Origin of the sequence: Streptacidiphilus alkalitolerans, from assembly GCF_042511045.1 — a bacterium.
Taxonomy (GTDB): Bacteria; Actinomycetota; Actinomycetes; order Streptomycetales; family Streptomycetaceae; genus Streptacidiphilus; species Streptacidiphilus alkalitolerans.
The window spans coordinates 25,476-42,694 of record NZ_JBHEZX010000025.1; the positions used below are offsets into that span (position 1 = coordinate 25,476).

Consider the following 17,219-nt stretch of genomic DNA (forward strand, 5'->3'; position numbering starts at 1 on the left):
AGGAGCCGTCAGCGACCGGGCCCGGGCAGGCCGCGGTTGAAGCCGGTACGGAGGGCGAGGGCGGTGCGGACCTCGTCGCGGCCGGGGCGGTCGAGCCCGGCCAGGTCCGCGGTGGTCCAGGCGACGCGCAGCACCCGGTCCAGGCCGCGGGCGGTGAGGAAGCCGCGCTCCATGTCACGCTCGGCGTCCTGGAGCGCGCCGGGCACCAGCCGCCACCTGGTCCGCAGCTCATGGCCGGGGACCTCGCCGTTGGTGCGCCAGGGGGTGTCCACCAGCCGGGCCGCGGCCCGCTCCCTGGCGGCCAGCACCCGGGCCGCGACGACCGCGGTGGTCTCGGCGGTGGCGTCCCGGTCCAGGAGTTCCAGCCGGGTGACGGCGTCCACCTCGACCCGGAGGTCGACCCGGTCCAGCAGCGGCCCGGAGAGCCGGTTCTGGTAGCGGCTGACCATGGTCGGGGTGCAGTCGCACTGCTCGTCGCGCCGGGACCAGCGGCCGCAGGGGCAGGGGTTGGCGGCGAGCAGTAGCAGGAACCGGGCGGGCAGCCGCAGCGATCCGGCCGAGCGGGCCACCACCACCTCGCCGGACTCCAGCGGCTGGCGCAGCGCCTCCAGCACCCGGACCGGGAACTCCGGGGCCTCGTCCAGGAACAGCACGCCGCGGTGGGCCAGCGAGACCGCGCCGGGGCGGGGCAGGCCGCTGCCGCCGCCGACGATGGCGGGCATGGTGGTGGAGTGGTGCGGGGCGCAGTAGGGGGCCTCCCGCACCAGCGGGCGCCCGGCCGGGAGCAGCCCGGCAATCGAGTGCACGGCGGTGACCTCCAGCGCCTCCTGCCGGGTGAGCGGCGGGAGGATGCCGGGGAGGCGTTCGGCCAGCATGGTCTTGCCGGCGCCCGGCGGACCCTTCAGGAACAGGTGGTGGCCGCCGGCGGCGGCGATCTCCAGGGCGCGGCGCGCCTCGTACTGGCCGGCGACGTCGGCCAGGTCGCGGAGGTCGGCCTCGTCGGCGCGGCTGCGGACGCCCAGGCCGGGCAGGGAGAGCCCGGCCAGGGCGTTGTCGGGCAGGTCGCGGGCCCGGTCGGCGTCGGTGTCGGCGTCCTCCTCGGCCGACGGCTGGCCGCTGAGCAGGGCGATCAGCTGACGCAGCGTCCGCACCCCGTGCACGGTGACCCCGGGCACCAGCGCCGCCTCGGCCTCGGTCTGCCGGGGGACGACCACCTGGTCGTAGCCGGCGTCCACGGCGGCGAGCACCGCGGGCAGCACCCCGCGCACCGGGCGGACCCGGCCGTCGAGCCCCAGCTCGCCGATGAGCAGCAGCTTGGCGATGGCCGCGGGATCCAGCCGCTCGGCGGCGGCGAGCACCGCACAGGCGATGGCCAGGTCGAACCCGCTGCCGCTCTTGGGCACGGAGGCGGGCGACAGGCCCACGGTGAGCTTGCGCTGGGGCCACTTCTCGCCGGAGTTCACCACCGCGGCCCTGACCCGGTCCTTGGCCTCGCTGAGCGCCTTGTCGGGCAGGCCGACGATGGTGAAGGCGGCGACGCCGGGCTCCAGGTCGGCCTGGACCTCGACCACCACGCCGTCGACCCCGAGCAGGGCCACCGAGCCGGTGTGGGCGAAGGCCATCTCAGCCCACCGCCCCGGGGAGGTGCTCGACCCGGGCCGCGCCGCGCGGCCCGTGCACCACGCCGACCAGGTCGATGCGGACCCCGCCCGGGGGCGGCGGGGCCTGCCAGCGCTCGGCCAGCCAGCGTTCCGCGAGCAGGGCCAGCCGGGCGGCCTTGACCGGGTCGACGGCCTCGGCCGGGGTCTGGAAGCCGTGCTCGGTACGGGTCTTGACCTCGCAGACGGCGAGGGTGTCGCCGTCCAGGGCGACGATGTCGAGCTCGCCCTCGCGGCAGCGCCAGTTGCGGTCCAGCACGGTGAGTCCGGCTGCGGCGAGATGGCGGGCTGCGGCGTCCTCGCCGTAGCGGCCGAGGGCCTGTGTGCGTGCGGTCATCACGATCACCTCCGCTCGGCAATCTGCCGGGTTCGGAGGTCTCGGGCCAGCGGCTCAGCGGGCGCTGTGGACAGCTCGGGGGGTGTGGAAAACTCCGCCACCCGGAGGGGTGATCCGGATGGCGGAGTGTTGACAGGTGGACGCCAGGCCCCCGTCCGCCGATCAGGGGCCGAAGCCGGCCTCGTCGGACGGGAGTTCCAGGTCGCTCTTGGCAAGCTCCTCCACATTGACGTCCTTGAAGGTCAGCACCCTGACCTTGCGGACGAAGCGAGCCGGTCGGTACATGTCCCAGACCCAGGCATCAGCCATGGACACCTCAAAGAACACCTCGCCCTGGACCGAGTGCACCTGCAGCTCGTAGTCATTGGTGAGGTAGAAGCGGCGCTCGGTCTCGATCACGAACTTGAACAGCCCGACGACGTCGCGGTACTCCCGGTAGAGCTTGAGCTCCATCTCGGTCTCGTACTTTTCGAGGTCCTCGGCACTCATCCCCACGTTCCCCTCAGCTGTGCGTACGTTCGTCCATTGTGGACCACTGGGTGGGGCTCGGTAGCCGTACCGGACTGTCCGGTGCTCCGCCGTCGAGCAGGGCCGCCAGCAGCGGCCCCAGGCCCTCCGGGTAGACGGTCTCCGCGGTGGCTGCCAGCTCCGCGGCGGGCCACCAGCGCAGCTCGTCCACGGTGCGCAGTTCCAGCTCGGTCTGGCCGGACGGGTCGAGCGCGGTGGTGGCGGTCCTGGCCAGGTAGTACCACTCGTCCTGGTCGAAGTCGCGGCCGTCGAAACTGAAGGCGCTGCTGCGGCGGGCGACCAGCGGGCCCAGGGCGACGTCCCTGATCCCGGTCTCCTCGGCGACCTCGCGCAGGGCGGCCTCGGCGAGCTCCTCGCCCGGTTCCACTCCTCCGCCGGGGGTGAACCACCAGTGCCGGCCCGGCACCAGCGGGTCGAAGCCGTGCAGCAGCAGGATCCGGTCGGCCGGGTCCAGCAGCAGTACCCGTGCGGCCCTGCGGCGCAGCACCGTCATCCGCACCTCCTCGCGCTCACGACCTGCGGCGTTTCCGCATCCATCCCTCGACCGTACCCGCCGCCGCGGTCAGCAACACCAGAGCCGCACCGCCGATGATCGCGTAGCACAGCGCGGCCAGCGGGCCGTGGGCGGTGGCCCGGGGCCCCGGCAGGGAGTCGAAGGCGCTGGTGCGGTCGATCGTGCCGGCCCGGCCGAGCGGCCACACCGTCCCCTCCACCCGGGCGATCACCCCGGAGAGCGGCACCGTCCCGCCGAAGTCGGTGAGGTGGCTGCGGGAGTCCAGCGACACCGAGCGGTTGTCGCCCATCAGGAACAGCCGCCCGGCCGGGACGGTGGAGCTGAACCGGGTGGCGCCGACCTCAGGGGCGCCGGCCGAGGACAGGTAGGGCTCGTCGATCGGGGTCCCGTTCACGGTGGCCCGGCCCTTGCTGTCGCAGCAGGCCACGGTGTCGCCGCCGACCCCGATCACCCGTTTGACCTCGGCCGAGGTCCCCCACACCGGGTCCTTGAAGACGATGACGTCGCCGCGTCCGACCCGGCTGCCCTTGACCGGGTGCGCCAGCAGCACGTCCCCCGGCTGCACGGTCGGCACCATGGAGTCGGTCGGCACCGAGTACGGCCGGTACTGCAGCGCCAGCAGCACGAACCCGCCGACCAGGCCGATCAGCCCGACGGTGATCCCGATCGCCTGCAGTACCCCGCTCAGCCGTGCCCGCCGTGCCGACATGTCGCCTCTTCCACCCGTACGTTGAACCTGGGCAGACCGAAGGCCGCAGGACGTCCCAGCAGATTACTGGTCGGTACCGCGGCCTTCGCAAGGGCTTTCAGGTCAAGAATGCGTCCAGGTCAGTCCAGCTCAGTCCGGGTCAGGACTGCCGCCGCAGTCGGCGGAGCCGGCCCTTCCGGTAGAGCCAGGTCAGCGGGAGGGCGCCGATCAGTCCGGCCGCGCCCGGCGCGTTGACCATCGCGGCGACCAGCGGGCCGCCGGCCTGGGTGGTGATGCCCGGCTGGGTGAAGGTGTCCGGGATCGGCAGGGTGGACGCGTGCGAGAACGGCCAGGCGACCACGATGGCCCGGCCGACCACGAAGCTGTCCGGCACCGAGCCGCCGCCGGGCTCGTCCATGTGGTAGCGGGAGTCCAGCGAGTCGTTGCGGTGGTCGCCCATCACCCAGATCGAGTTGGCGGGGACCTTGAAGGGGCCGAAGTTCTTGTCGCCGCAGGGCGTCGCGCCGGGGTAGATGTAGGGCTCGGTCAGCGCCTTGCCGTTGACGTAGACCGGACCGGTGCCGTTGCAGCTGACGGTGTCCCCGCCGACCGCGATGACCCGCTTGATCAGGTCCTTCTCATTGGCGGACGGCATCAGCCCGATCCAGCTGAGCACGTCCTGCAGGCCCCGGATCACCGAGTTGCTGTTCGGCGCCGCGGTGGGCTCGTCCGAGAGCCAGTTGCCCGGGTCGTGGAAGACCACGACCTGGCCGCGCGAGGGCTTGTCGCCGAAGTGCGGGGTGAGCTTGTCCACCAGCACCCGGTCGCCGACCTGGAGGGTGTTCTCCATCGACCCGGAGGGGATCGAGAAGGCCTGCACCAGGAAGGTCTTGATCAGCAGCGCCAGGACCAGCGCGACCACGATCAGGATCGGCAGTTCCTTCCAGAAGGAGCGCTGCTTCTTCTGCTTTCCCGCCTTGAGCGGGCCGGCCTCGCCGACGGGGTCCTGGTCCAGCAGGTCGTCCACGTCGTCCCGTCCGGGGGCCGCCGCCGATCGCGCGTCCCGGTCACTGCCTGCGTCTCCGCGCCCGGTGTCGTCCACGGACTCCACGGTACGGTCCTCCGCCGAGTCCTCGGGCTCACCGACACCCGAGTTGGGCCCGATCACCAGATCCCCCACTTCGTCTCCCTCTGTCGCCATGCGGACGGTTCACGTCCGCTCGGATTTGCGCCTGCGTCGGCGTCCGACGAGGCGGGACGCAGTCGCAGCCAAACCCATAACGAGCGGAAGTTCCCCTGGAAGCGGTCCCAGGGCTGCTGCGGACGATACTTGACGAAGACTTTGACCTGACGGCGGGGCAGCGGTCCCGGCCGGGGAGCCGCGCGGGGTCCCGTCCGCGGCGGCCTGCTTCGACTGCGAGGGCAGCGTGCCCCAGTGCGCCACCGGCCAGATGATCGCCACGGCCCGGCCGACCACGTCCTTCTCCGGGACGAATCCGCCGGTGGCGTCGCCCATGTGGTAGCGGGAGTCCGCCGAGACGTCCCGGTGGTCGCCCATCACCCAGAGCTTCCCCGGCGGGACGGTGACATTGAAGGTGATCCGGGACGGCGGGTTGCCCGCGAAGACGTAGGGCTCGTCCAGCGGCTTGCCGTTGACCAGCAGCCGCCCCTGGCTGTCGCAGCAGCGGACGGTGTCGCCCGGCACCCCGATCACCCGCTTGATCAGGTCCCGGTCCGAGGGCAGCAGGCCGACGAAGGTGAAGGCGCTCTTGACCGCGCCGAGCACCGGGCCGCTCTTCGGGACCGGGTCGTCCTTCAGCCAGTTGTCGGGGTCGTTGAAGACCACCACGTCACCGCGCTGCGGCTTGGCGCCGAACCAGGGTGAGAGCTTGTTCACCACCACCCGGTCGCCGATCCCGATCGTGGTCTGCATCGAGCCCGAGGGGATGGAGAACACCTGGACCAGGAAGGTCTGCAGCATCAGCGTGATCCCCAGGGCGACCACGATGATCAGGGGTATCTCGCGCAGCAGTGAGCGCTTGCGGCGGCGCTGGGCGCGCTTGGCGGCGCGGCGGCGGTCGGCGCGCCCCCGGCCGGCCCGGTCGCCGCCCCCCGCGCCGGCGTCCTCCGTCGCGGGCTCGCGGACCGGCTGCTGCTTGTGCTTACCCCTGCTGCCCACGGCCGACGCCCTTCCGCAGCTCCGACGCCAGCACCGCGAACGCCTGCGGACGGTCCAACGAGCGCCAGTGCCCGACCGGGTAGACCACCCAGTCGACCCGGCCAGTCACTTTGTCGACCGGAACGAACCCACCGCCGGGGTCGCCGAGGTGGTCCCGGGAGTCGCGGGAGTCGGAGCGGTGGTCGCCCAGGACGAACAGGCGGCCTTCGGGGACCTTGATCGAGAACGGCACGGCCGAGGGGGCGTCACCGGGAAAGAGGTACCCGCTCTCGTCCAGCGGCACACCGTCCACACTCAACCGGCCCCGGGTGTCGCAGCAGACGACGGTGTCCCCGCCGACGCCGATCACCCGCTTCACGAAGTCGTCGCCGGAGCCCTCCCCCGCGCTCTGCCCCGGGTCCGCCGCGCCCGGGTCGACAAAGGAGCCGCGCCCGTCGAAGACCACCACGTCACCGCGCTGCGGTTGGCTGCCGAATCGATACGCCAGTTTGTCGACGACAACCCGGTCGCCGATCCGCAGCCCGCCCTCCATGGAGCCGCTGGGGATGCCGAACGGCTGCGCCACGAAGAGGTTCACCAGCACCAGCACCAGCGCGCAGGCCCCGCCGAGCAGCAGGGTGTCGCGCAGCAGGCCGCGCCAGGGCCGGCGGACAGCAGAGGACCGCGGCTCCGCCTCCCGACCGTCAGGGTCGGTGGCGCAGTCGCGGTCCTCTGGCGCTTGCTGTGTATCCATCGCCGCAGCAGCTTAAGTCACCACCGCGGGAATGGGATCAGCGGTCGCGCTTCTCCTTGATCTTGGCAGCCTTGCCGCGCAGCTCGCGCAGGTAGTACAGCTTGGCGCGACGGACGGCGCCGCGGGTGACGACCTCGATCTTCTCGACGATCGGGGTGTGCACCGGGAAGGTGCGCTCCACGCCGACGTTGAAGCTGACCTTGCGGACCGTGAAGGTCTCGCGCAGGCCGTCGCCCTGGCGGCGGATGACGACGCCCTTGAACTGCTGGACCCGGGAGCGGTTGCCCTCGATGACGCGGACGTGGACGTTGACGGTGTCGCCGGGGCGGAACGCCGGGATGTCGGTACGCAGCGAAGCCGCGTCGACAGCACTGAGCAGGTTGCTCATGATTGTCTCCATCGCAGGCGCCACGGGCCACCCACGGAACGTTGTCTGAAAGGGGTGCGCTGTGTGCCGCTCGGTTGGCGATGTCTCCCCCGTGGCAGGGGCACCGGGCCTACCCGCTCCACCGCGAGGTGGACGAGCGGCCGAGGACAGGCAGCAATCGCCTATTGTTCCACATCAACCGCGGTGCGCCTAAACCGTCCCTCGGCCTCGTCCCAGAGCACGCCCAACTCCGCCAGCGCCCGCAGGTCGTGCTTGTCCATCGCGCTCCGCTCCCAGCGCCGCACCAGGTCCGGACGCACGGCGAGGGTGCGGGCGAAGGCCTGCTCCCGGCGCCAGCGGGCGATCTTCCCGTGGTTGCCGCTGAGCAGCACCTCCGGGACCGCGCGGCCCTGCCACTCGGCCGGCTTGGTGTAGACCGGGCCCTCCAGCAGGTCGGTCATCCGGCCGGGGGCGAAGGAGTCGTCCTGGTGCGACTCGGCGTTGCCGAGGACGCCCGGCAGCAGCCGGGCCACCGCCTCCACGATCACCAGCACCGCGACCTCACCGCCGGCCAGCACGTAGTCGCCGATGGAGACCTCGACCACCGGCATCCGCTCCGCCGCGGCCTCGATCACCCGGCGGTCGATGCCCTCGTAGCGGGCCGGGGCGAAGGCCAGCCAAGGGCGTTCGGCCAGGTCCTGGGCCAGTTGCTGGGTGAACGGGCGCCCGCTGGGGGTGGGCACCACCAGGGTCGGCACCAGGCCGTCCTGCGGACCGGCCGAACCGACCACCCGGTCCAGGGCGGCGGCCCAGGGCTCGGGCTTCATCACCATGCCGGGGCCACCCCCGTACGGGGAGTCGTCCACGGTGCGGTGCACATCGCTGGTGTGCTCGCGCAGCTCGTGCAGCCGTACGTCCAGCACGCCCCGGGCGCGGGCCTTGCCGACCAGGGAGACGTTCAGCGGTTCCAGGTACTCGGGGAAGATCGTGACGACGTCGATGCGCACAGCGGGAGCCCCTACTCGGACGCGTCGGCGTCGTCGCGGACCGAGTCGACCACCGCAGCGGCGGGGTCGAGCAGGCCGGGCGGCGGGGTGAGCACCGCGCGCTTCTGCTTGAGGTCGATCTCCGGGACGATCTCGGTGACGAAGGGCACCAGCACCTCGGTGCCGTCCTCCCGGGTGACCGTCAGCAGGTCCTGGGCCGGCAGGTGGGCGATCGAGGTCAGCTCGCCGACCGGGGTGCCGTCGGCCAGGAACACCGCCAGGCCGACCAGCTGGTGGTCGTAGTACTCCTCCGGGTCCGCCGGGGTCTGCTCCGGGTCGACCTCGGCGATCAGCAGGGTGCCGCGCAGGCCCTCGGCGCGGGTGCGGTCGGCGACGCCCTTGAAGCTCAGCAGCAGCCTGCCGCTGTGCCAGCGCGCGTCGGCGACGGTCAGCTGCGGGCCGGCCGTGGCCGGATCGGTGGTCAGCACAGCGCCGGGGGCGAGCCGGGTCTCCGGCTCGTCGGTGCGCACCTCCACCGAGACCTGGCCCTTGATGCCGTGGGCACGGCCGATCCTGGCCACGACGAGCTGCACGGTGATCGCTCTCCTAGTGAGTAAAAGATGGAGTGAGTAACGATGGAAAAAGACTCGGGGCCGGTCGGGACACGAATGTCCCGACCGGCCCCGAGGTGGTGCCCAAGGCTCTGTACCTGTGGCTAGCGCATGCCGTCCACGTCGACCAGGTCGACCCGGACGCTGCGGCCGCCGAGGGCGGTGACCACGGTGCGCAGAGCACGCGCCGTGCGACCGCCTCGGCCGATGACCTTGCCGAGGTCCTCGGGGTGCACACGCACCTCGAGGATGCGGCCCCGGCGCAGTTCTCGCGAACGCACCTGGACCTCGTCCGGATTCTCGACGATGCCCTTCACCAGGTGCTCGAGGGCTTCCTCGAGCATGATCAGGACTCGGTGGACGCGGCAGCGTCAGCCGCGGGAGCGGCGTCGGCCTCGTCCTTCTTGTCGGACTTCTTGGCCTTCGGGGTGATCGCGACACCGGTGGTGGAGTCCTCGAAGCCGGCGACGGCCTTCGCGAACAGGTGCGAGAAGTCCGTGACCTTGGGCTCGGCGACCTTGAGCGGCGCCGGGGCCGGCAGGCCCTTGAACTGCTGCCAGTCACCGGTCAGCTTGAGGATCGCGAGGACGGCCTCGGTCGGCTGGGCGCCGACGCTCAGCCAGTACTGCGCACGCTCGTTGTCGACCTTGATGATCGAGGGGTCGTAGGTCGGCTGGTAGATGCCGATCTCCTCGATCGCGCGACCGTCACGCTTGGTGCGGGCGTCGGCGACGACGATGCGGTAGTGCGGGGCGCGAATCTTACCGAGACGCTTAAGCTTGATCTTGACTGCCACGGGAGTGGTTCTCCTGGATTTGACGTGGGTGAGCAGCCGCGCATTCCACGTGGGGTTGCGGCTGCAGGCTGCTCGACGGACACGTCAGCCGGAGGAGAGAGGGGTCCTGCTCGGCTGCCGAGTACTCAGCTGTCCATTGTGCCATAGCTCAGCAGGGCAGACTCCCACCACTGGGGGGAGTGCTGCCCTGCCGGCTAACCGCGCGGCGGGACCTCGGCGATCCGGAAGGGCTGGCCGCAGTTGCCGCAGACGATGGCGGCCTGGGCCAGCACCGAGGGGACGACCCGGACGTTGCGTCCGCAGTCGCAGACGGCCTTGACCCGCACACCTCCGCCGGAGGAGCCGTGCCGGGTGGCCGGACCCCGGAAGTTGCGCGCCCGGTCCTGGACCGGACCGCTGGTGGCAGCCGCGTGCGCGCCGAGGGCGAGCTGCAGCCTGGCGATAGTGTCGGCGTACCGCTCGCGGGTCTCCGCACGCATCGTGACCAGCGAGAAGCCGCTGCTCGGATGCGGATCGGCGGAGTGGTCCAGGCCGAGTTCGTCGGCGAGGGCCAGGAAGCGGCGGTTGTGGTAGCGCCCTGCACGCGAGGTGTCACGGATGCCGCGCGCGGCGGCGAGTCCGTGGGCAGCCTCGTGAAGCAGGCGCTCAAAGCCCAGCTCGGTACCACAGGCCGATGAGGACTCGCCGATCAGCGATTCCGGGGCCGCGAGACTGGGCAGGTCGGAGTGGTGGCGCTGGATGTCGCCCCAGGCGAGGGCCAGCTCGGCCGCGAGGACCAGTGGTTGTTGTGTCGTGCTCACGCTACGCCAACGAGGCAGCGCTCCCCGTTGTTCCGGGATCCACGGGTTGTCGTGGACGCGCATAGAAACCTGCCGCCGGGCCGGTTTTGGCGACGATCCGGAGCGGGACCCTGACGGTCAGTCATCTTGCTGGTCAGCAAAGGTGTTTGGCTGACGGGGCAGTCAAAGGGAAACCCGGTCCGACCATTCTGTGAAGGAATGGTGAACCGGGTTTCCTACGCATAATGTCTGTCTGCCGTCTCAGCCGGTGGGACGACCGGAGCCGCCGACAGCATCCCTCCGCCGGTCAGTAGGCCCGGGCGACGATCGCGATATTGCCGGGCTGGTCGTCCGTCGCCGGGACGGAACCGTCCTCGGCGACGATGCAGCGCACCGAGACCCCCTGCTCGGCCAGCTTGCGCTCGCCCTCGGGGCCGAGCTCGGCCCAGGAGATCCGGCCCCAGCCGGTGGCCGCGGCCTCGACCGCCTCGTTGAGGTCGGCGACGTCCACGGTGCGCGACTCGCGGCGCTCGCGGGACTGGCGCAGCAGCAGCGCCTGGTCGTCCTCCAGCAGGCCGGGGACGATCGCGGCCAGCGAGTCCACCGCGACCGGCTCCTTGCCGCCGGCGATCCGCCGGGCCAGCATCGCGGTGCCGGCCTCCAGGTCGCGCGGGCCGACCTCGATCCGCAGCGGGACGCCCTTGAGCTCCCAGTCCACCGCGCGGCGGCCGAACGGGGTGTCGGTGCGGTCGTCCACGACCACGCGGATCCCGACCGCCTCCAGCGCGGTGCCGATCTCGCGGACCTTGGCGATCACCGGCTCGTCGCCCTTGATCGCCAGCACCACGACCTGGGTGGCCGCGAGCCGCGGCGGCACCCGGAGGCCGCTGTCGTCGCCGTGGGACATGATCAGGCCGCCGACCATCCGGGTCGAGGTGCCCCAGGAGGTCTGCCAGACGTACTCGCGCTCGCTGCCGTTGGAGAGGAACTGGGTGTTGAACGCCTTGGCGAAGTTCTGGCCCAGCTCGTGGCTGGTGCCCATCTGCAGCGCCTTGCCGTCGCCCATCATCGACTCGAGGGTGAGCGTGTTGATCGCGCCGGCGAAGCGCTCCTTGGCGGTCTTCCGGCCCAGCACCACGTCGATGCCGAGGACGTTGGTCATGAAGTCGCCGTAGACCTCGGTGTGGATCCGCGAGGCGTAGGCGCGGGCGTCCTCGTACGTGGCGTGGGCGGTGTGGCCCTCCTGCCAGAGGAACTCGGTGGTGCGCAGGAAGATCCGCGGACGCAGCTCCCAGCGGACCACGTTGGCCCACTGGTTGATCAGCAGGGGCAGGTCGCGGTGGCTCTGCACCCACTTGGAGAAGTACTCGTTGATGATGGTCTCGGAGGTGGGGCGGACCACGATGGGCTCGTCCAGCTCCTTGCCGCCGCCGTGGGTGACCACCGCGAGCTCGGGGGCGAAGCCCTCGACGTGCTCGGCCTCGCGGGTGAGGTAGGACTGCGGGATGAACATCGGGAAGTAGGCGTTCTGTGCGCCCGCCTTCTTGATGCGCGCGTCCATCTCCTGCTGCATCCGCTCCCACAGCGCGTAGCCGTACGGTCGGATGACCATGGTGCCGCGCACCGGACCGTTGTCGGCCAGTTCGGCCTTGCTGATCAGATCCTGGTACCAGCGCGGGAAATCGTCCGCCTGGGGCGTGAGAACGGGAGCTTTTGCCATGCGCCGATGGTACGGGGCACACGGGCGCGAACCGTAATCAATACCTTCGGGCTCTGGACTCCCGGCCGCAGTCGGAGTTGGCTGGTGTCAGTCCGGGACGGACCGCTATCGCGCGGCGACCCGGCGTGACTCAGCGCGGGCGCCCCTCACGTCCGCGGCGGGAATGGAACGAAGGAGCCCCGGGTGATGGCTTCCGCATCGGTGGCGAGCACTACGGTGGGTGCCGCCATGGGCACGGACGGTGGAACAGCAGGGCGCACCCGGGCGTGGCAGCGGGCGCGCGACTGGGCCGAGATCCAGGAACGCATGCTCGTCCCCCTCTACGAGGCGGTGTACGACCGGCTGGAGGTCGGGCCCGCGACCAGCGTGCTCGGTCTCGGCTGCCGGTCCGGGCTGGCCCTGCTGCTGGCCGCGGGACGCGGCGCGGAGGTGGTCGGCCTGGAGCCGGAGGCGGAACTACGCTCCCTGGCGCAGGACCGCTCACTACGGGTGCTGAGCGATGTCTACCGGGACCTGTCCCCGGAGACCGGAGCCGGGACGGGGGCCGGGGCCGGCGCCGGGGCGCGTCCGGCCGCGCACTCGCTGGTGACCGCGTTCGAGCACCTGTCCTGCACCGCGGACCCGCTCGCCCTGGTCCGGGACGCCGCCCGGCTGACCGCCCCCGGCGGCTGCGTCGCGCTGGCCACTTGGGGCCCGCCGGAACGCTGCGAGAGCGCGGCCGTGCTGGGGGTCGCCCGCCGGCTCGCCGACCCGCTCCGGCGCGACCCGTACGCGCCGTTCGCGCTGAGCGGGCCCGGGGCGGTGGAGCAGATGGTGGCCAGGGCCGGGATGCGGCTGGTCGGCGGCGGCCGGGTGCTCTGCCCGTTCGCCTACTCCGACCTGGAGAGCGCGGTGCGCGGCCTGCTCTCGACCGGGGTCTTCGACGCGGCGGCGGACTACTCCGGGCCGCGCCAGGTGGAGAAGGAGATCACCGAGGCGCTGCACCCGTACCGGCGCGAGGACGGCTCGGTACGGATGCTCAACGTCTTCCGCTACACCCTCGCGGAGCGGATCCCCGAGCGGATCCCGGAACGGAGCAGATGAGCCGTCAGAGGGCCTTGGCGGTGCGGGGCAGGCCGGCCGCGCGGTAGGCGTGCTCCTCGTCCAGGGTCTCGTGCTCCATCAGCGCGTCGGCGAGGGCGTCCAGCTTGGGGCGGTACTCGGTGAGCTTGCGGCAGGCCTCCTCGTAGCACTCGGCGACGATGCGGCGGGCCTCGCCGTCGACCGCGTCCAGGGTGGCCGGGGCGGCGGAGAGGCCGTAGGCGCCCTGGGCGTCGCTGGGGATCGCGGTGAGCCTGCCCACCAGGCTGCTCATCCCCCAGCGGCCCGCCATCCCCCGGGCGATGCTGGTGACCTGTTCCAGGTCGCTCTCGGCGCCGGTGGTGACCACCCCGTAGACCACCTGCTCGGCGGCCATCCCGCCGAGCGCGCCGATGATCCGGCCGCGCAGGTACTCCTCGGTGTAGGCGTAGCGGTCGGCGTCCGGGGTGGACAGGGTGACGCCGAGGGCCCGGCCGCGCGGCACGATGGTGATCTTGCGGACCGGGTCGGCGCCCGGCTGCAGCATCCCCAGCAGGGCGTGGCCCGACTCGTGGTACGCGGTGCGCCGGCGCTCCTCGTCCGGCATCACCAGCGAGCGGACGGCGCCCAGTTGGACCTTCTCCAGGGCGCCGGAGAACTCGCGCGGGCCGACCTCGCTCAGGCCGTGCTTCACCGCGAGCAGCGCGGCCTCGTTGGCGAGGTTGGCCAGCTCGGCGCCGGTCATCCCGGGGGTGGTCCTGGCCACCTGCTCCAGGTCGACGTCCTCGGCCAGCGGGACCTCGCGGGTGTGGATCCGCAGGATCGCCTCGCGCCCGGCCCGGTCCGGCGGGCTGACGGTGACCGTGCGGTCGAAGCGGCCGGGGCGCAGCAGCGCCTGGTCCAGCACCTCGGCCCGGTTGGTGGCGGCCAGCACGACCACGCCCTCGGAGCCGGAGAAGCCGTCCATCTCGGTGAGGATCTGATTGAGCGTCTGCTCGCGCTCGTCGTGGCCGCCCATGGCATTGCCGCCGCGGGTCCGGCCGATGGTGTCGATCTCGTCGATGAAGATGATCGAAGGGGCGACCTTGCGGGCCTCGGTGAACAGCTCGCGGACCCGGGAGGCCCCGACGCCGACGATCATCTCGATGAACTCGGAGGCGGAGGCCGAGAAGAACGGCACCCCGGCCTCCCCGGCGACGGCGCGGGCGAGCAGGGTCTTGCCGGTCCCCGGAGGGCCGGCGAGCAGGACGCCCCTGGGCATCTTGGCACCCATCTTCCGGTAGGCCTCCGGCCGCTTCAGGAAGTCGACCACCTCGGTCAGCTCGGCCTTCACCTCGTCGATGCCGGCCACGTCGGCGAAGGTGGTGCGCCGGGTCCCCGGTGCGTCCAGGGCGACCGGCTTCGGGGGCGCCTTCCGGGTCAGGCCGCCCATCCCGCCGCTGCCCATCCGCCTAGCGATGACGATCCAGAGCAGCACCAGCAGCAGCATCGGCGCGAGCGAGATCAGCAGATTGGCCAGGAAGCTGCGCTGCTGGACCACCGGCTCGGCGTCGACCACCACGCCCTTGTCGGTCAGCGTGGTCCAGAGCTTGTCGTCGGCGAAGACCGGGCGCTGGGTGCGGAAGTCGGTGTAGCTGCCCTTGCCGTTGTCCGGCTTGGGCTGGGCGGCCTTGAGCTTGCCCTGGATGCTGTCGCCCTTGGCGTAGATCTCGGAGACCTGACCGGCGTTCAGCTGCTTGGTGAACTCGGTGTAGGTGACGCTGGTGCTCCCGCCCCCGCCGAGGACGTTCAGCAGCGTGTCCACCAGCAGGAACACCACCAGGGCGGTGAGCGCCATCCGGATCCAGCCGCCGCGGGGGCTGCGCCGCGGCGGGGTGGGCGGGGGCTGCGGCGGGGTGCCCTCCGACCGCCACAGCTGGTCCGGGTTCTCGCGAGGCGGCACAGGAGTAGTCACCCTTGCGACAATACGGACATATGCATCGTCAATCCACCGTGCGGGCCCGCCGGTAGGCCTTTAGGGATTCGGCTGGAGCCCCGGCCATTCCTCGGCGGTGAGGGCGAAGCGCTCGTGGTCGCGCCAGCCGCCCTGCAGGTAGAGCATCCGCGGGGTGTAGCCCTCGTGCCGGAAGCCGAGCCGCTTGGCCATCCCGATCGAGGGGTGGTTCTCCGGCTGGACGTTGATCTCCAGCCGGTGCAGGCCCAGGCCGCCGATGCTCTCCGGGGTGAAGCAGCGGTCCACCACCAGCCGCATCCCCTCGGTCATCCGGCCGGTGCCGTTGTAGGGGAGGTAGGAGTTGTAGCCCAGGCTGCCGTTGCAGAAGCGGCCCTTGACGATATTGGCGACATTGCAGCTGCCGACCAGGCCGCCGTCCTCGGTGTTGACGAAGAGGAAGGTGCGCAGCGACTCGCCCTGACGGCGCACCAGGTCCACCAGCCCGTCCGGCTCCACCGGGTTCCAGCGGCCGACGTGCTCGGCGGAGCGGCGGACGGCCGCGGCGTACAGGGTGGCGTCGGACAGTCTGGGGGCACGGATCTCCACTCGCATGCGCAACATCATGGCGCATGCGAGCGGAACGCCGTCCTCAGAGCAGGTCCTTGAACTCCTTGGGGAGTTCGAAGTTCTCCGGCAGCTTCGCCGCGCCCGGACCGAACGGGCTGGAGTCCTGCGGACCCTCGGCCTTGCGCTCCAGCGCGGCCTTCTGCTCCGCGGCGCGCTTCAGCGGGTTGCCGGACTTCTGCTTGCCCTTGGCCTGCTTCTGCTGCTTGCCCTTGCGGGCACCGCCGCCGCCCATCCCGGGCATGCCCGGCATCCCGGGGATGCCACGGCCGCCGGCCATCGCCGACATCATCTTGCGGGCCTCGAAGAAGCGCTCCACCAGACTGCTGACCTCGGAGACGTGGACGCCCGAGCCCTTGGCGATACGGGCCCGGCGCGAGCCGTTGATGATCTTCGGGTCCTCGCGCTCGGTCGGGGTCATCGACTTGATGATCGCGCCGACCCGGGCCACGTCCTTGTCGTCGATGTTGGCGATCTGCTCGCGCATCTGGCCCATGCCCGGCATCATCCCGAGCAGCTTGGACAGCGAGCCCATCTTGGAGACCTGCTCCAGCTGGGACAGGAAGTCGCCGAGGCCGAACTCCTTGCCGCCCTTGCTGGCCAGCTTGGAGGCCATCTTGGCGGCCTCGTCCTGGGAGAAGGTCTTCTCGGCCGTCTCGATCAGGCTGAGGATGTCGCCCATGCCGAGGATGCGCGAGGCCATCCGGTCCGGGTGGAAGGCGTCGAAGTCGCCCAGCTTCTCGCCGTTGGAGGCGAACATGATCTGACGGCCGGTGAGGTGCGCCACCGAGAGGGCGGCGCCGCCGCGGGCGTCGCCGTCCAGCTTGGACAGCACCACGCCGGTGAAGTCGACGCCCTCGAGGAAGGCCTGCGCGGTGGTGACCGCGTCCTGGCCGATCATCGCGTCGACGACGAAGAGGACCTCGTCCGGGTTGACCGCGGCGCGGATGTCGGCGGCCTGCCGCATCAGCTCCTCGTCGATGCCCAGGCGTCCGGCGGTGTCGACGATGACCACGTCGTACTGCTTCTGCTTGGCGTACTCGATGGAGTCCTTGGCGACCTTGACCGGGTCGCCGACGCCGTTGCCGGGCTCGGGGGCGTAGACCGCGACCCCGGCCCGCTCGGCCACCACGCTCAGCTGGGTGACCGCGTTGGGGCGCTGCAGGTCGCAGGCGACCAGCAGCGGGGTGTGCTTCTGCTCCTTGAGCCAGTGGCCCAGCTTTCCGGCCAGCGTGGTCTTGCCCGCGCCCTGGAGGCCGGCCAGCATGATCACGGTCGGGCCGGTCTTGGCGTAGCGCAGCCGACGGGTCTCCCCGCCGAGGATGTTCACCAGCTCGTCGTTGACGATCTTGATGACCTGCTGGGCCGGGTTCAGCGCACCGGAGACCTCGGCGCCGAGCGCCCGGTCCTTGACCTGCTTGATGAACGCGCGCACCGCCGGAAGCGCGACGTCGGCCTCCAGCAGGGCGATGCGGATCTCGCGGCAGGTGGCGTCGATGTCCGCCTCGGACAGCCGGCCCTTGCCACGGAGGTTCTTGAACGTCGCTGCGAGGCGGTCGGAAAGGGTATCGAACACGTCGGTCGCGGGTCCTCGTGGCTCGGGAACGGATGGAGTAGTCGCCCCCCAGGGTATCCGCCCCCACCCAGTGCGGTCTCCACCCGGCCCGGTCCGCTGCCGGGCTGCCGCCCGGCGTGCCCGCCATGCCG

19 protein-coding genes are annotated in these 17,219 nt (G+C 71.5%); 1 reads left to right on the top strand and 18 read right to left on the bottom strand.

Going from position 1 to position 17,219, the window contains the following annotated elements:
* Positions 1 to 8: 8 nt before the first annotated feature.
* From ACEZDG_RS35230 to proS, 15 genes are all read right to left on the bottom strand, one after another.
* Positions 9 to 1,622: a YifB family Mg chelatase-like AAA ATPase gene (locus tag ACEZDG_RS35230; protein ID WP_380518233.1), complete on the bottom strand. Its 1,614-nt coding sequence runs from the start codon at positions 1,620 to 1,622 to the stop codon at positions 9 to 11.
* A gap of 1 nt (position 1,623) precedes the next feature.
* Positions 1,624 to 1,995, bottom strand: coding sequence for a YraN family protein (locus ACEZDG_RS35235; protein ID WP_380518236.1), 372 nt, complete (start codon positions 1,993 to 1,995; stop codon positions 1,624 to 1,626).
* Between the two features lie 162 nt (positions 1,996 to 2,157).
* A complete protein-coding gene (locus ACEZDG_RS35240; protein ID WP_034090139.1) occupies positions 2,158 to 2,484 on the bottom strand; it encodes a DUF2469 domain-containing protein in 327 nt (108 codons plus the stop codon).
* Between the two features lie 13 nt (positions 2,485 to 2,497).
* Complete coding sequence (locus ACEZDG_RS35245; RefSeq protein WP_380518240.1) at positions 2,498 to 3,016, bottom strand: NUDIX hydrolase; 519 nt, start codon at positions 3,014 to 3,016, stop codon at positions 2,498 to 2,500.
* 16 nt (positions 3,017 to 3,032) lie between these two features.
* A complete protein-coding gene (lepB, locus tag ACEZDG_RS35250) occupies positions 3,033 to 3,746 on the bottom strand; it encodes a signal peptidase I (RefSeq protein ID WP_380518243.1) in 714 nt (237 codons plus the stop codon).
* Between the two features lie 139 nt (positions 3,747 to 3,885).
* A complete protein-coding gene (gene lepB, locus ACEZDG_RS35255; RefSeq protein WP_380518246.1) occupies positions 3,886 to 4,905 on the bottom strand; it encodes a signal peptidase I in 1,020 nt (339 codons plus the stop codon).
* Positions 4,906 to 4,935: 30 nt separating this feature from the next.
* The gene (lepB, locus tag ACEZDG_RS35260) at positions 4,936 to 5,904 is read right to left on the bottom strand and encodes a signal peptidase I (protein ID WP_380518249.1); all 969 of its coding nucleotides are present in this window, start codon (positions 5,902 to 5,904) and stop codon (positions 4,936 to 4,938) included.
* Complete coding sequence (gene lepB / locus ACEZDG_RS35265; protein WP_380518251.1) at positions 5,888 to 6,637, bottom strand: signal peptidase I; 750 nt, start codon at positions 6,635 to 6,637, stop codon at positions 5,888 to 5,890. Before lepB (ACEZDG_RS35265) ends, lepB (ACEZDG_RS35260) begins: the two co-directional genes overlap by 17 nt.
* Before the next feature lie 37 nt (positions 6,638 to 6,674).
* A complete protein-coding gene (gene rplS / locus ACEZDG_RS35270; protein WP_380518253.1) occupies positions 6,675 to 7,025 on the bottom strand; it encodes a 50S ribosomal protein L19 in 351 nt (116 codons plus the stop codon).
* 161 nt (positions 7,026 to 7,186) lie between these two features.
* Positions 7,187 to 8,011, bottom strand: a complete 825-nt coding sequence (gene trmD, locus ACEZDG_RS35275; RefSeq protein WP_380518255.1) for a tRNA (guanosine(37)-N1)-methyltransferase TrmD — start codon at positions 8,009 to 8,011, stop codon at positions 7,187 to 7,189.
* Positions 8,012 to 8,022: 11 nt separating this feature from the next.
* Positions 8,023 to 8,583 carry a ribosome maturation factor RimM gene (rimM, locus tag ACEZDG_RS35280; RefSeq protein WP_380518257.1) on the bottom strand — a complete coding sequence of 187 codons (561 nt, stop codon included), beginning with the start codon at positions 8,581 to 8,583 and terminating at the stop codon, positions 8,023 to 8,025.
* A 122-nt stretch (positions 8,584 to 8,705) separates the two neighbouring features.
* On the bottom strand, positions 8,706 to 8,945 hold the full coding sequence (locus ACEZDG_RS35285) for an RNA-binding protein (RefSeq protein WP_380518259.1): 240 nt from the start codon (positions 8,943 to 8,945) through the stop codon (positions 8,706 to 8,708).
* Between the two features lie 2 nt (positions 8,946 to 8,947).
* Positions 8,948 to 9,397 (bottom strand): 30S ribosomal protein S16, encoded by a 450-nt coding sequence (rpsP, locus tag ACEZDG_RS35290; RefSeq protein ID WP_380518260.1) that lies wholly within the window; start codon positions 9,395 to 9,397, stop codon positions 8,948 to 8,950.
* Between the two features lie 194 nt (positions 9,398 to 9,591).
* On the bottom strand, positions 9,592 to 10,197 hold the full coding sequence (locus tag ACEZDG_RS35295; protein ID WP_380518262.1) for a hypothetical protein: 606 nt from the start codon (positions 10,195 to 10,197) through the stop codon (positions 9,592 to 9,594).
* Between the two features lie 286 nt (positions 10,198 to 10,483).
* Positions 10,484 to 11,896, bottom strand: a complete 1,413-nt coding sequence (gene proS, locus ACEZDG_RS35300; RefSeq protein WP_380518265.1) for a proline--tRNA ligase — start codon at positions 11,894 to 11,896, stop codon at positions 10,484 to 10,486.
* Positions 11,897 to 12,082: 186 nt separating this feature from the next.
* Here proS and ACEZDG_RS35305 point away from each other — a divergent pair, with 186 nt between their 5' ends.
* Complete coding sequence (locus tag ACEZDG_RS35305) at positions 12,083 to 12,979, top strand: class I SAM-dependent methyltransferase (protein ID WP_380518267.1); 897 nt, start codon at positions 12,083 to 12,085, stop codon at positions 12,977 to 12,979.
* Positions 12,980 to 12,983: 4 nt separating this feature from the next.
* Here ACEZDG_RS35305 and ftsH read toward each other — a convergent pair whose 3' ends face one another.
* The 3 genes from ftsH to ffh are packed head-to-tail and all read right to left on the bottom strand — an operon-like array spanning position 12,984 to position 17,088.
* Positions 12,984 to 14,909: an ATP-dependent zinc metalloprotease FtsH gene (gene ftsH / locus ACEZDG_RS35310; protein ID WP_380518270.1), complete on the bottom strand. Its 1,926-nt coding sequence runs from the start codon at positions 14,907 to 14,909 to the stop codon at positions 12,984 to 12,986.
* Positions 14,910 to 14,969: 60 nt separating this feature from the next.
* Positions 14,970 to 15,500 (bottom strand): GNAT family N-acetyltransferase, encoded by a 531-nt coding sequence (locus ACEZDG_RS35315; protein WP_380518272.1) that lies wholly within the window; start codon positions 15,498 to 15,500, stop codon positions 14,970 to 14,972.
* Positions 15,501 to 15,537: 37 nt separating this feature from the next.
* Positions 15,538 to 17,088 carry a signal recognition particle protein gene (gene ffh / locus ACEZDG_RS35320; protein WP_380518274.1) on the bottom strand — a complete coding sequence of 517 codons (1,551 nt, stop codon included), beginning with the start codon at positions 17,086 to 17,088 and terminating at the stop codon, positions 15,538 to 15,540.
* Positions 17,089 to 17,219 lie beyond the last annotated feature (131 nt).